The 11,916-nt window shown below is 71.2% G+C and carries 11 protein-coding genes and 1 pseudogene; 7 read left to right on the forward strand and 5 right to left on the reverse strand.

Annotation, left to right across the window (positions count from 1 at the left end):
• Window positions 1-45: 45 nt before the first annotated feature.
• Genes DMB42_RS19610 through purU form a run of 4 tightly spaced genes read left to right on the forward strand, consistent with a single transcriptional unit; the run spans window position 46 to window position 5,309 of the window.
• The gene (locus DMB42_RS19610; protein ID WP_125636404.1) at window positions 46-1,146 is read left to right on the forward strand and encodes an alanine--glyoxylate aminotransferase family protein; all 1,101 of its coding nucleotides are present in this window, start codon (window positions 46-48) and stop codon (window positions 1,144-1,146) included.
• A gap of 7 nt (window positions 1,147-1,153) precedes the next feature.
• Window positions 1,154-2,077, forward strand: coding sequence for a LysR family transcriptional regulator (locus DMB42_RS19615; protein WP_125636405.1), 924 nt, complete (start codon window positions 1,154-1,156; stop codon window positions 2,075-2,077).
• The gene (locus DMB42_RS19620) at window positions 2,074-4,458 is read left to right on the forward strand and encodes an FAD-dependent oxidoreductase (protein WP_221762236.1); all 2,385 of its coding nucleotides are present in this window, start codon (window positions 2,074-2,076) and stop codon (window positions 4,456-4,458) included. Before DMB42_RS19615 ends, DMB42_RS19620 begins: the two co-directional genes overlap by 4 nt.
• Complete coding sequence (purU, locus tag DMB42_RS19625; protein ID WP_125636406.1) at window positions 4,455-5,309, forward strand: formyltetrahydrofolate deformylase; 855 nt, start codon at window positions 4,455-4,457, stop codon at window positions 5,307-5,309. Before DMB42_RS19620 ends, purU begins: the two co-directional genes overlap by 4 nt.
• A gap of 18 nt (window positions 5,310-5,327) precedes the next feature.
• On the opposite strand, the gene DMB42_RS19630 is transcribed toward purU, so the two are convergent.
• Genes DMB42_RS19630 through DMB42_RS19640 form a run of 3 tightly spaced genes read right to left on the reverse strand, consistent with a single transcriptional unit; the run spans window position 5,328 to window position 8,543 of the window.
• Complete coding sequence (locus tag DMB42_RS19630) at window positions 5,328-5,678, reverse strand: glyoxalase/bleomycin resistance/extradiol dioxygenase family protein (RefSeq protein ID WP_125636407.1); 351 nt, start codon at window positions 5,676-5,678, stop codon at window positions 5,328-5,330.
• Entirely contained in the window at window positions 5,675-6,475 is an 801-nt protein-coding gene (locus DMB42_RS19635) for an AraC family transcriptional regulator (protein WP_125636408.1), read from the reverse strand. The genes DMB42_RS19630 and DMB42_RS19635 overlap by 4 nt, the downstream gene beginning before the upstream one ends.
• A gap of 10 nt (window positions 6,476-6,485) precedes the next feature.
• Window positions 6,486-8,543 (reverse strand): prolyl oligopeptidase family protein, encoded by a 2,058-nt coding sequence (locus DMB42_RS19640; protein ID WP_125636409.1) that lies wholly within the window; start codon window positions 8,541-8,543, stop codon window positions 6,486-6,488.
• A 280-nt stretch (window positions 8,544-8,823) separates the two neighbouring features.
• Here DMB42_RS19640 and DMB42_RS19645 point away from each other — a divergent pair, with 280 nt between their 5' ends.
• The 3 genes from DMB42_RS19645 to DMB42_RS19655 are packed head-to-tail and all read left to right on the forward strand — an operon-like array spanning window position 8,824 to window position 10,433.
• On the forward strand, window positions 8,824-9,333 hold the full coding sequence (locus DMB42_RS19645; protein WP_125636410.1) for an HNH endonuclease: 510 nt from the start codon (window positions 8,824-8,826) through the stop codon (window positions 9,331-9,333).
• Window positions 9,334-9,376: 43 nt separating this feature from the next.
• Window positions 9,377-10,204 (forward strand): GNAT family N-acetyltransferase, encoded by an 828-nt coding sequence (locus DMB42_RS19650; protein WP_185844746.1) that lies wholly within the window; start codon window positions 9,377-9,379, stop codon window positions 10,202-10,204.
• Window positions 10,205-10,214: 10 nt separating this feature from the next.
• Window positions 10,215-10,433: a zinc ribbon domain-containing protein gene (locus DMB42_RS19655; RefSeq protein WP_125636412.1), complete on the forward strand. Its 219-nt coding sequence runs from the start codon at window positions 10,215-10,217 to the stop codon at window positions 10,431-10,433.
• Between the two features lie 102 nt (window positions 10,434-10,535).
• Here the strand turns inward: DMB42_RS19655 and DMB42_RS56005 are convergent.
• Both DMB42_RS56005 and DMB42_RS19660 read right to left on the reverse strand, forming a co-directional pair.
• Window positions 10,536-11,294: pseudogene (locus DMB42_RS56005) on the reverse strand (serine hydrolase); the annotation flags it as partial.
• 63 nt (window positions 11,295-11,357) lie between these two features.
• Window positions 11,358-11,855, reverse strand: coding sequence for a YafY family protein (locus DMB42_RS19660; protein WP_125636413.1), 498 nt, complete (start codon window positions 11,853-11,855; stop codon window positions 11,358-11,360).
• Window positions 11,856-11,916 lie beyond the last annotated feature (61 nt).

The raw sequence follows: 11,916 nt of genomic DNA on the forward strand, positions 1-11,916 counted from the left end.
CCGGATAGCGTCCGTAATGCCCGATACCTACCCAAGATCGAGTGGATGATGGACGAAGAGCTCATTCTGTTGAATCCCGGGCCCGCATGTACATCGAAGCGGGTCAAGGACGCCCTGCTTCGCGGCGACCTCTGCCACCGCGAGCCCGAGTTCACGGAGTTGCTGTTCAGGATCCGTGAGGCCCTGCCCCGGTGCCTGAACCTCGGCGGCACGCACGAGGCGCTGCTGGTCACCGGTTCTGGAACCGCGGCCATGGAGATGGCGGTCATCAGCTCCGTCCGCGCGGGACGTGGCGTGCTCGTCGTGAACAACGGGGTCTACGGCGACCGGATGATCAAGATCGCCAAGGCGCACGGCATCCCGTTCGACGAGGTCAGGAGCGACTGGACGGTCCCGGCCGACCCCGAGGCCGTCCGCGCCGCGCTGGCCGGGCGGGACGACGTGGACGCCGTCGTCTGCGTGCACCACGAGACCACGACCGGCCTGATCAACCCGATCAAGGAGATCGGCGAGGTCGTGGCCGAGTCCGGCGCGCTGTTCGTGATCGACGCGATCAGCGGCACCGCGATCGAGGACCAGGACCTGGCCGAGGTCAAGGCCGACGTCATCTGCGGCACCGCCAACAAGGGCCTGCACGGGCTGCCCGGCATGTCGTTCATCCTGTGCAGCGAGGCGGCGATCGAGCGTGTCCAGGAGGCGCCCGTGCGCAGCCTGTACCTCAACGCCGCCGGCTACCTGGCCGGGCAGCGCAAGGGCGACGTGCCGTTCACTCCGGCCGTACAGGTCTGCTACTCCCTCGACGAGGCGATCAAGGAGTACGAGGAGGCGGGCGGGTTCGCGGCGCGTACCCGGCTCTACCGCGAGCGGGCCGCCCTGGTCCGGGGCCAGTTCGAGCGACTGGGCCTGAAAATCCTCGTTGATGAACAATTCCGGTCAAACACCGTAACAATGCTTCATCTGCCAGAAAACGTCACTTATGCGGCGCTTCACGATGAGCTCAAGAAGCGTGGCTACGTTGTCTACGCCGGTCAGGGGCAACTCTCGGCGGACTTCTTCCGTATCTGCACGATGGGGGAGATCCCCTGGCACCGGCTTGAACAGCTTGAGGACGCGCTCCGAGAGTCGATCGAGGCAGCTAGGGGTTAACAACGACATGCAGCTCAACCTGCACCGGCTCTGGATCTTCATGACGGTCGTGGAGTGCGGCGGCTTCTCGGCCGCCGCGCAGAAGCTCTACCTCAGCCAGCCGTCCGTCTCCCACCAGGTCAGGCAGCTTGAGCAGTCGCTGCGCGCCACGCTGATCGACCGCAGCGGCGCCCGGATCAGGCTCACCCCCGAGGGTGAGGTGATGCTGGAGTACGCCAAGCGCGTCTTCCTGCTGGCCGACGAGGCCGTGGCCGCGATCCGGCAGGTCTCGGGGCTGCAGACCGGCAAGCTGGTCGCGGGGGGCACCACCACCGTCGGCACGTACCTCCTGCCGCCGTTGCTGGCCGCCTTCCGCGACCGTCACCCCGGCATCGAGCTCGGCATCCAGGTCGGCAACGGCCAGCGGGTCGAACGCGGGCTCGTGGACGGCGAGATCGGCGTCGCGGTGCTGGCCGGGGAGCCCGGCGCGGCGCAGCTCGTCAGCGAGCCGATCCTGGAGGACCGGCTCGTCCTCATCACCCAGCCGGGCCACCGGCTGTCCAGCAGGGGCCGCGCCGAGCCCGCGGACCTGGCCGGCGAGCTCTTCCTCATCCGCGAGCCGGGCTCCTCCACGCGCGAGCTGCAGGAGCAGGCCCTGGAGACCTGGGGGCTGGAGGAGGCGGGCCGTACCGAGATCTGGGGCCCCGAGACGATCAAACAGGCGGTCGCCGCCGGGCTCGGCGTCTCGCTGGTGTCCGAGCACTGCGTCGAGCAGGAGCTCGCCGACGGGCGGCTGGCGGCCCTGGAGGTGCTGCCCGCGCCCAAGCCCCGCCCCATCGTGCTGGCCCACCGCCGCGACCGCCTGCTGGGCCCCGCCGAACAGGCATTCATCGCCATGCTGCGCAACGTGCGGAGCTGGCCGGGGATCAACCGCTTGAGGAGCATCTCTTGACATCCCTGCCCTCCCGGGCACAGGTCGTGATCATCGGTGGCGGCATCGCCGGCTGCAGCGTGGCCTACCACCTGGCCGAGCTGGGCTGGACCGACGTCGTGGTGCTCGAACAGGGCCGGCTGTCCTGCGGCACCACCTGGCACGCCGCCGGGCTCGTCGGCCAGCTCCGCGGCACCGAGAGCATGACCAGGCTGATCAAGTACAGCACCGACCTGTACGCCCGGCTGGAGGCCGAGACCGGCTTCGGCACCGGCTGGAAGCAGTGCGGCAGCCTCAGCGTGGCCCGTACCCCCGAGCGCATGACCCAGCTCAGGCGCACCGCGGCCAGTGCCAGGAACTACGGCGTCCAGGCCGAGGTCGTCACCCCGCGCGAGGCCGGGGAGTTGTGGCCGGTCATGCGTACCGACGACCTGGTGGGCGGTGTGTGGCTGCCCGGCGACGGCAAGGCCAACCCGTCGGACCTCACCCAGGCGCTCGTGCGGGGCGCGCAGCGGCGCGGCGTGCAGGTGATCGAGCGGGTCCGCGTCACCGGCGTCACCGTACGCGACGGCGCCGTGCGCGGCGTGGACACCTCCGAGGGCCACATCGAGACCGAGGTGCTGGTCAACTGCGCGGGCCAGTGGGCCAAGGAGATCGGCAGGATGGCCGGCGCGACCGTCCCGCTGCACTCGGCCGAGCACTACTACGTCGTGACCGAGCGGATCCCCGGCGTCCGCCCCGACCTGCCCGTGCTGCGCGACCCCGACGGGTACGCCTACTTCAAGGAGGAGGTCGGCGGCCTGGTCGTGGGCGGCTTCGAGCCGGACGCCAAGCCGTGGGGCATGGACGGCATCCCCCACCCGTTCGAGTTCCAGCTCCTGGACGAGGACTGGGACCAGTTCGCGATCATCATGGAGAACGCGATCCAGCGTGTCCCGGCCCTGGAGAGCGCCGGGGTGCGGATGTTCTACAACGGGCCGGAGAGCTTCACGCCGGACAACATGTTCCTGCTGGGCGAGACGCCCGAGGTACGCGGCCTGTTCGTCGGCGCCGGGTTCAACTCCGCCGGGATCGCCTCGGCGGGCGGCGCCGGCCGCGCGCTGGCCGAGTGGATCGTGAACGGCGCGCCGACCGGCGACCTGTGGCCCGCCGACGTCCGGCGCTTCGCCCGCTGGGCCGACAACGACACCTGGCTGCGCGACCGCGTCACCGAGACGCTGGGGCTGCACTACGCGATGTCCTGGCCGGACAGAGAGTTGCGGACGGCCCGGCCGCTGCGCCGCTCCCCGGTGCACCACCTGCTGGAACGGGCGGGCGCGTACTTCGGGTCGAAGATGGGCTGGGAGCGGGTCAACTACTTCGGACCCGCCACGCCGCACACGTTCGGGCGGCCCGAGTGGCAGCCGTACGTGGACGCCGAGGTGGCGGCCTGCCGGAACACGGCGGCGCTGTTCGACCAGACGGCCTTCTCCAAGTTCGTACTCAAGGGCCCCGAGGCCATGGAGGCGCTGCAGTGGCTCTGCACCGCCGACGTGGACGTCGAGGTCGGCCGCGTCGTCTACACCGGCCTGCTCAACGACCGGGGCGGCTACGAGTCGGACCTGACGGTGACCCGGGTGGCCGCCGACGAGTACCTGATCGTGACGGGCTCGGCCCAGACGACCAAGGACTTCGACCACATCTCCAAGGGCCTCGGCGACCGGCGGGCGGTCCTGGTGGACGTCACCGGCGCGTACGCCGTCTTCGGGGTGATGGGCCCGTCCTCGCGGGCGATCCTGCGGTCGGTGTCGAGGGCAGATTTCTCCGCCTTCGACTTCGGCACGTCCCGCCTGGTCGACCTCGGCCACGCCACCGTACGAGCCACCCGCGTCACCTACGTCGGCGAACTGGGCTGGGAGCTGTACGTGCCCGCCGAGTTCGCCGTCACCGTCCACGAGACCCTCATGGGCACCGGTGAGCTGACCCAGGCCGGCCACTACGCCATCGAGGCCATGCGCATCGAGAAGGGTTACCGCGCGTGGGGTCGCGAACTGGGCCCCGAGATCACCCCCGCCGCCGCCGGACTGCGTTTCACCTGCAAGAAGAGCGGCGGCTTCCGCGGCGCGCGGCACGCCCTGGAGACCCCGTCACGCAGGGTAGTCTCGATCGTGCTGGACGATCCCGCCGCACACCTGTGGGGCGGCGAGTCCCTGCTGTCCGACGGCGCCCCGGTGGGCTACGTCACCTCGGCCGCCCACAGCCCGACGCTCGGCAGGTCCGTGGCGCTCGGCCTGGTCACCGAGCTCTCACCGGAGGGCCGCACGCTGGAGAAGGTGGAGGTGGACGTGGCCGGCGACCTGTACTCTGCCCAGATCAGCCTCAAGGCGCCCTACGATCCCACCTCCGCGAGAGTGAAGGCATGAGCAGCCACGCCGAGTACATCCTGACCCTGTCCTGCCCCGACCGCCCCGGCGTGGTGGCCGCCGTCTCCGGCCTGCTCGCCGGGCACGGGTGCAACATCATCGAGAGCCAGCAGTTCGGCGACCGGGTCGCCCAGAGGTTCTTCATGCGCGTGCAGTTCTCCGGCCCCCTCGGATACGACGAGCTGGGCGCCGCCTTCGCCGCCCTCGCCCCCGACTTCGCCATGGAGTTCAGGCTGCGCGACGTGGCGCGGAAGCCGCGCGTGCTGATCATGGTCAGCCGGTTCGACCACTGCCTCAACGACCTGCTCTACCGGGTCAGGTCGAAGACCCTCGACATCGAGATCGTCGCGGTCGCCTCCAACCACCCCGACCTGCGCCCGCTCACCCAGTCCTACGGCATCGACTACCACCACCTGCCGATCACGTCCGAGACCAAGCCCAGGCAGGAGGCCGAGGTGCTGGCGCTGGTCGAGCACTACCAGGTCGACCTGGTGGTGCTGGCCCGCTACATGCAGGTGCTCTCGGAGGACCTGTGCGAGAAGCTGGCCGGGCGGGCGATCAACATCCACCACTCGTTCCTGCCGTCGTTCAAGGGCGCCAAGCCGTACCACCAGGCCCACAACCGGGGTGTCAAGCTGATCGGGGCGACCGCCCACTACGTGACCTCCGACCTCGACGAGGGGCCGATCATCGAGCAGGAGGTCGCCCGGGTCAACCACAGCCACTCGCCCGACGACCTCGTGCGGATCGGCCGTGACGTGGAGTGCGTCGCGCTGGCCCGCGCGGTCCAGTGGCACGCCGAGCAGCGTGTCCTGCTCGACGGCCACAAGACCGTCGTCTTCCCCCGCTGACGGCCCGCCGGCCCACGACTACGGGCGATAGGTCCCGAAGAACCAGCGATTGCCCTCGGGGTCCTCGCACGCGTACTCGCGCGAGCCGTACGACTGGTCGGTGAGCTCCATGGTGATCACGGCCCCCGCGGCCCTGGCGCGATCGTGATGGGCGTCCACATCGTCGACCGCGATGTAGACGCCGGGCCCGCCCGGGTCGCCGCGGCCGATCATGATCAGGTCGTCCCCGACGAACAGCTCGGCGTGCTTGACGACGCCGTCGGCGTCCTTCGACGACTCGTGCAGGCGGAACCCGAACGCCTCGGACAGGAAGTCGATCGCCGCCCGCGCGTCCTCGTAGCGGGCCAGTGCGTAGACAGTGCGTTTCATGGGTTCAGGATGCCCGCGGGGTCGTCGGCGGGTCTTGGACGAATCTGACCGGGCGTGGCGCCGCCGAGCGCCCGGAACTCCCGGTTCATGTGGGCCTGGTCGTAGAAGCCGCATTCGGCCGCGACCGCGGCGATCGACCGGCCCGAACGCAGCAACCCCGCCGCACGGCCGAACCTGATCACCCGGGCCGCCGCCTTCGGGGGCAGCCCGACCTGGTCGTGGAAGCGCGCCACGAGATGGCGGTGGCTCCAGCCCAGCGACTCGGCCAGCGACGACACGGCGAGCCGCCCGCCCGACTCCAGCAGCCGCGCCCACGCCCACGGCAGCTCGGGCCCCACCTCGGGCCCGGCGAGGATGCGCCGGGTCAGCAGCCGGTCGGTCAGGGCCAGCCGCTCCCGCCAGGACGGCGTCGCGGCCAGCCGGTCGAGCAGCTCCCCGGCCCACGGCCCGAGCACCGCCTCCACGGCGATCACCCGGTTCGTCAGGTGCCGCATCGGCAACGCGTGCAGCCGCCGCGCCCCGAACGGCGTGAGCACCACCTCCACGCCCTCGCAGGGCCCGGTGACGCGGGTGAGCGTGGACCGGTCGGAGAGTCCGCCCGTGAACGCCCTGACCCGCTCCCCGCCCGCCTCCATGGGCGCGCCGACGCCCAGGATGAGCACCGCGCCGGGCATCGCCGCCTCGGTGCGCGTGACGGGCGCGGGATAGTGCTCGCTGTACGCGCACAACCTCGTGACGTACGGCCTCAGCGCAGCGCTGGGGACGGCCTCCACCATGACCGGCCCCGGCGCGCTCATGCCATCGACACTACAGACCGGTGTGCTCGGCGAGGAAGGTCAGCGTGTCGGCCGACAGATCGACCGTACGGCTCACCGACCGGGCGCCGTGGCCCACCTCGGTCTCGTTGCGCAGCAGCACCGGCCGCCCGCCCTCCGAGGCGTGCTGCAACGCCGCGCACATCTTCCAGGCGTGCAGCGGGTGCACACGCGTGTCGGACTGGAAGACGGTGAACAGCGTCGCCGGGTAGGACACCGACTCCTCGACGCGGTGGTAGGGCGAATAGTCCCACAACCAGCCGAACTGCTCGGGGTCGTCGGCGCTGCCGTACTCGACGTTCCAGGTGGCGCCGAGGCCGAACTTCTCGTACCTGATCATGTCGAGCAGCGGCGCCGAGCAGACCACGGCCGCGTACAGGTCGGGGCGCTGGGTCAGCGCGGCGCCGACCAGCAGGCCGCCGTTGGAGCCGCCGGAGATGCCGAGCCGGTCGCGGGTGGTGATACCGGTCTCGACCAGGTGCTCGGCCGCCGCGTGGAAGTCGTCGAACACGTTCTGCTTGTTGGCCAGCATGCCCGCGCGGTGCCAGTCCTCGCCCTCCTCGCCGCCGCCGCGCAGGTTGGCGATGGCGTAGACGCCGCCCGCCTCGACCCAGGCCAGGATCGAGGCCGAGTAGCCGGGGGTCATGGACAGGCCGAAGCCGCCGTAGCCGTACAGGATGGTGGGCCGGGGGCCGGGGGTGTCGTCGTCGGGGGCGATGATCAGCATGCGGACGTCGGTGCCGTCCTTCGACCGGTAGACCGCCTGCGACGTACGCACCGGCGGCACCTCGACCGCACCGGGGGAGGCGGCCCACAGCGTGGTCTCGCCCGTCCTGGCGTCGTAGCGCTGGATCGTCGGCGGCGTGGTGTTGTCGGTGTAGCCGAACCAGGCCTCGAAACCGCCCTCGGGACGCTCGGAGATGCCGCCGATCGTGCCCAGGCCCGGCGTCGGCACCGTGCCCAGGCGCTCACCGGTCGCCAGGTCGTGCACGGTGATCTCGCTGATCGCGTGCCGGGTCCAGCCCACCAGCATGACCGGGCGTTCGAGGTCGTCGAGGATCGCGAAGTCGGACAGCACCGCCTCGGAGTCCTCGGGGATCAGGTCGCGCCAGGTGTCGTAGCCGGGGTCGGCCGGGTCGGTCACGCACACCCGGCCGCGGGGGGAGTCCCGGTCGGTGTGCACGTAGAGCCGGCCGTCGCGGCCGAACACCAGGGCGGTCTGCGCGTCGACGCCCTCCTGGACGACCTTCAGGTCGGGCTTGTCGGCCGGGGAGGCGGTCAGGTCGGCCACCCACAGGTCGTTGCGCGGCGCGGTGCCCTCGTGCGCCGAGACCTGGAGCCAGTGGCCGTCGCGCGAGACCGACACGCCGTAGTAGTTGGTCATCTTCAGCCCCTGGCCGAAGATCATCGTGTCGTCCTCGGTCGAGGTGCCGACGCGGTGGAGGTATACGCGGCGGTGGAACTGAGCCTCGTTCTCCGGCACCTCGGTGCGCGGCAGCCTGCGCACGTAGTAGAACGCCTCGCCGCCCGGCAGCCAGGCGATGGGGGAGTAGCGGCAGCGGTCGATCGGGCCCTCGACGCGCAGCCCGGTCGTGACGTCCATCACGTAGAGGATCGACTCCTCGTCGCCGCCCACCGAGATCTGGTACGCCAGCAGCCGCCCTTCCTTGTCGGGCTGCGCGGCGTCGAGCGTGGTGAGACCGGACGGGTCGATCTCCATCGGGTCGATCAGCGCCCGCTCGGTGCCGTCGGGCTCGACGACGTAGTAGACCGCGTGCTCCTGGTCGGGCGTACGGCGGCTGAAGAACTGCCGGCCGCCGCGCCAGGCCGGGGGCCCCACCGAGCCGGACCGCAGCAGCTCGGCGATGCGGTCCTTGAACCGCTGCTCGCCGCGCCGGGCGCCGTACTGCTCGGCCTGCGCGAGCAGCCATTCCTTGGTGTCCGGGCCGTCAGGGTCCTCCAGCCACCGGTACGGGTCTGGAACGGGCGTTTCGTGCAGGATGTCGACGACGTCTTCGCGGCGTGCCGTCGGATAAGGCTCTCGCGTCATGCCAGGAACCCTACTGCCAAGGTGGGGGCGTAAAGCGCTGGTGAAGCGGGCATAAAACGTAACGTGTGTCCCTCTGGTCATTCCGGCTTGAAGATTATGGGGTGGCGGGGACGCTCCGGCTAACGCCAGACTTGGTGACAGGACGGTGCCGTGGTGACCATCCGCTGGACCGTCCGGCGGAGGTCCATGTGACGGAAGCACCAGTGCCCCAGGAGGGCCCGACAGGCGGGACATGCCACGGCATGTCCCCTTTGATACGCGCGCAGCAGGGAGAGGCCCGATGACGCGCCAAGTCCTGCTGCTCAACGCCACCTACGAGCCGCTCACCACCCTCTCGCTCCACCGGGCCATCGTGCTCGTGCTGCGGGAGAAGGCCGACGTCGTGCACCGCGACGGGCGGGGCGCCCAGCTCCGCTCGGCGAGCTGCACCCTCGACGTGCCCTCGGTGATCCGGCTCCGCAGATACGTCCGCATCCCCTACCGATCTCGCATCCCGCTGACCAGGGCCGCCCTCATGCGACGCGACGACTATCGCTGCGCCTACTGCGGGCTGCGGGCCGAGACCATCGACCACGTCATCCCGAGGTCGCGCGGCGGCACCCACACGTGGGAGAACTGCGTCGCCTCGTGCACGACCTGCAACCACCGTAAGGCCGACAAATATCTGGAGGAGCTGGGCTGGACGCTGCGCGTCAGCCCGGCGGTGCCGAGGGGCGCCCACTGGCGGCTCATCGGCGCCTCGCTGGTGGGCGATCCTCAATGGGCGCCCTACCTGGAGGCGGCGGCCTGAAAGCCTTTGAAGCCGGAGGCTGCGGCCTGTCACCATGACGGGTATGTGGACCTTCACCTCTGATCCGGAGGAATTCGCCGAGGTCGCCGAGCCGTTCCTGCTCGGCCACCAGGTCGGCGACACGGTCCCGCTGACCGTCCTCGCCGAGCTGCGCGCCGGCCGGCCCGCCAAAGACGCCTTCTTCGCCTGGTGGAGCGCCGGCGGCCGGGTGTGCGGCGCCGCCTTCCGTACCCCGCCCGCCCCCGTGGCCCTCACCCGCATGCCCGCCGAGGCCGTCGCCCCGCTGGTCGAGGCGCTGAACGGCGACCTGCCCCGGGTGGTGGGGCCGGTGGAGGTGACGTCCGAGGTCGTACGGCAGCTCGGGGAGCCCTCCCGGGTGGTGTCCGAACGGCTCTACCGCCTCGGCGCGCTCGCCGTCCCCTCGGTGCCCGGCCGCGGCCGGCTCGCCGGGCCCGGCGACTTCCCGCTGATGGTGAGCTGGTACCAGGCGTTCGGGGACGAGGTCGGCCTCGGCGAGGCGCACGACGTCGCCGAGCGGGTCGCCCAGCGAGTGGCCGGGCGCGAGCTGTTCGTCTGGGAGGCCGGCGGAGCGCCGGTCTCGCTGGCCGGGCTGGGCCGCGCCGCCGGCGGGGTGTGCCGCGTCGGCCCGGTCTACACGCCCCCGTCGTGCCGCAGGAAGGGCTACGGCGCCGCCGTCACCGCGTACGCCAGCGAGGTGGGCCTGGCCGAGCGGTGCGACCAGGTCGTGCTCTTCACCGACCTGGACAACCCGACGAGCAACGCCGTCTACCGGTCGATCGGCTACGTGCCCGTCTCCGACCATGCGCACCTGGCCTACGACGGCTCCCGCCGACCGCCCGCCGCAGGTTAGGCTTGTCGGCATGCCGCGTTACGACTTCCGCTGCCGCGCCTGCGGCTCCACGTTCGAGGTCTCCCGTCCCATGTCGGCCTCAGACGACCCGGCGACCTGCCCGGACGGCCATGGCGACACGGTCAAGCTGCTGTCCACGGTCTCCGTGACCGGTGGCGCCGCCGCTCCCCGCGCTACCGGTGGTGGCGGCGGCGGGGGCTGCTGCGGCGGCGGTTGCTGCTCGTCCTGACCGCCGTGCGCGGGTGAGCACCTCCACCGCGGCCCGCGCCGCCTCCTCCACGGTCGTCACGCCCGTGCTCAGGTCCGGGCTGCGCTCCGACAGCACGGCGATCAGCAGCTCGTGCCCGTTCAGCACGATCCGGCCCACGCTGTTGACCGTCCACCGACCGCCGTGCGCCCCGACGGGCAGCCAGCCGTCCTTGAGCGCGACCTCGCCGCCGGCGGCGCTGACGCCCCACGCCTGCTCCTTGTTCACCGACGACATGAGCCCGAGGGCCCAGCGGCGGCTCGCGGACGACACCGGCCCCGCGGGGTCGGTGAGCTTCTCCAGCACCTTCACCTGGTCCGACGGGTGGCTGAGGGTCATTCCCCACGACAGCCCCGATCCCGGCTCGGTGTGCCACACGTCCAGGCCCTGGAGGACGCGGGTGAGCCCGTACTGGCCGCCGACGGTCATGTAGAGCTCGTGCGCGCTCTCGTTGTCGCTCTCGCGGATCATCCGGGAGGCGAGCCTGCGTTCGTACGCGCTGAGCCGCCGGTGCTCGCTCTGCCTGAGCAGCAGCAACGCCAGCAGGATGTCCACCTTGGCCACGCTGGCCAGCACGAACGGCCTGCCCTCGCCGTAGGCGTACCGCACGCCGGTCGTGCGGTCGTACAGCGCGAGGGCCGTCCGCCCCGGACGGCCGCGCAGGCGGCGCTCCAGCGCCCGGTCGAGCGCCCGCCGCGTGGCCGGCAGCAGGCTGTCCACGGTCATCGCCCTGGCCTCCCGGTGCGCCACGACCGGCAGTGAGGCCACGGGCACGGCCGTCGAGCAGGCGCACACGACGACGGGCAGCAGGGCGGCGATGAGCGAGATCCCCCGGACGCGCATGTGCGCGAGCCTGTCACGCCCCGCACCAACGCCCGGGGGCCCGAGGGTCAAGCTTCCGGCAGCTTATGCCGCCCTGGAACGCCGGCGGCGGCGCTGGAACGGCAGGAACCGGTCGGCCAGGTGGGGCCGCGACGGGGTCAGCGTGGGCTCGACCGCGATGATCCGGTCGAACCTGAACGCCCTGATGCCCCGGCGCAGCCTGCACACGCCGACCAGGTACCAGAACTCGCGGTGGACCAGGCAGGTCACCGGCTCGACGTCGCGGGAGGTGACGGTCCCCGAGGCGTCGCGGTAGTGGAGACGGATCATGAGACGGCTGGTGATGGCGTCGGCGATGAGCCTGGCCCGGGAGGCGACGTCCACGGGCAGCGGCTCGGTCAGCGTCGCGAGCGTGGTCGCGATGACGTCGTCGTCGAGTTCCAGGTGTTCGAGCGCGTGTTGCAGGGCGCGCCGTGCGGTGACGGCCTGCGGGCCCGCCCCGAGGTGGGCGAGGGAGAGGGCGATGGCGGCGATCTCGGCGGTCGTCAGCGGGCGAGTCTCGTCCTTCACGACTGTCGTCATACCCCAAGAATAGGGACGACCACCGACAATTTTCGAAAATCTGTGCGGTGGACCGGGGGTC

The sequence above is a fragment of the Nonomuraea sp. WAC 01424 genome (assembly GCF_003947315.1).
Lineage (GTDB): Bacteria > Actinomycetota > Actinomycetes > Streptosporangiales > Streptosporangiaceae > Nonomuraea > Nonomuraea spiralis.

Bases quoted from the DNA above. Each gene is read 5' to 3' on its own strand.
- DMB42_RS19610 (WP_125636404.1), top strand. From the start codon at position 46: ATGATGGACGAAGAGCTCATTCTGTTGAATCCCGGGCCCGCATGTACA.
- DMB42_RS19615 (WP_125636405.1), top strand. From the start codon at position 1,154: ATGCAGCTCAACCTGCACCGGCTCTGGATCTTCATGACGGTCGTGGAG.
- purU (WP_125636406.1), top strand. From the start codon at position 4,455: ATGAGCAGCCACGCCGAGTACATCCTGACCCTGTCCTGCCCCGACCGC.
- DMB42_RS19630 (WP_125636407.1), bottom strand. From the start codon at position 5,678: ATGAAACGCACTGTCTACGCACTGGCCCGCTACGAGGACGCGCGGGCG.
- DMB42_RS19635 (WP_125636408.1), bottom strand. From the start codon at position 6,475: ATGAGCGCGCCGGGGCCGGTCATGGTGGAGGCCGTCCCCAGCGCTGCG.
- DMB42_RS19640 (WP_125636409.1), bottom strand. From the start codon at position 8,543: ATGACGCGAGAGCCTTATCCGACGGCACGCCGCGAAGACGTCGTCGAC.
- DMB42_RS19645 (WP_125636410.1), top strand. From the start codon at position 8,824: ATGACGCGCCAAGTCCTGCTGCTCAACGCCACCTACGAGCCGCTCACC.
- DMB42_RS19650 (WP_185844746.1), top strand. From the start codon at position 9,377: ATGTGGACCTTCACCTCTGATCCGGAGGAATTCGCCGAGGTCGCCGAG.
- DMB42_RS19655 (WP_125636412.1), top strand. From the start codon at position 10,215: ATGCCGCGTTACGACTTCCGCTGCCGCGCCTGCGGCTCCACGTTCGAG.
- DMB42_RS19660 (WP_125636413.1), bottom strand. From the start codon at position 11,855: ATGACGACAGTCGTGAAGGACGAGACTCGCCCGCTGACGACCGCCGAG.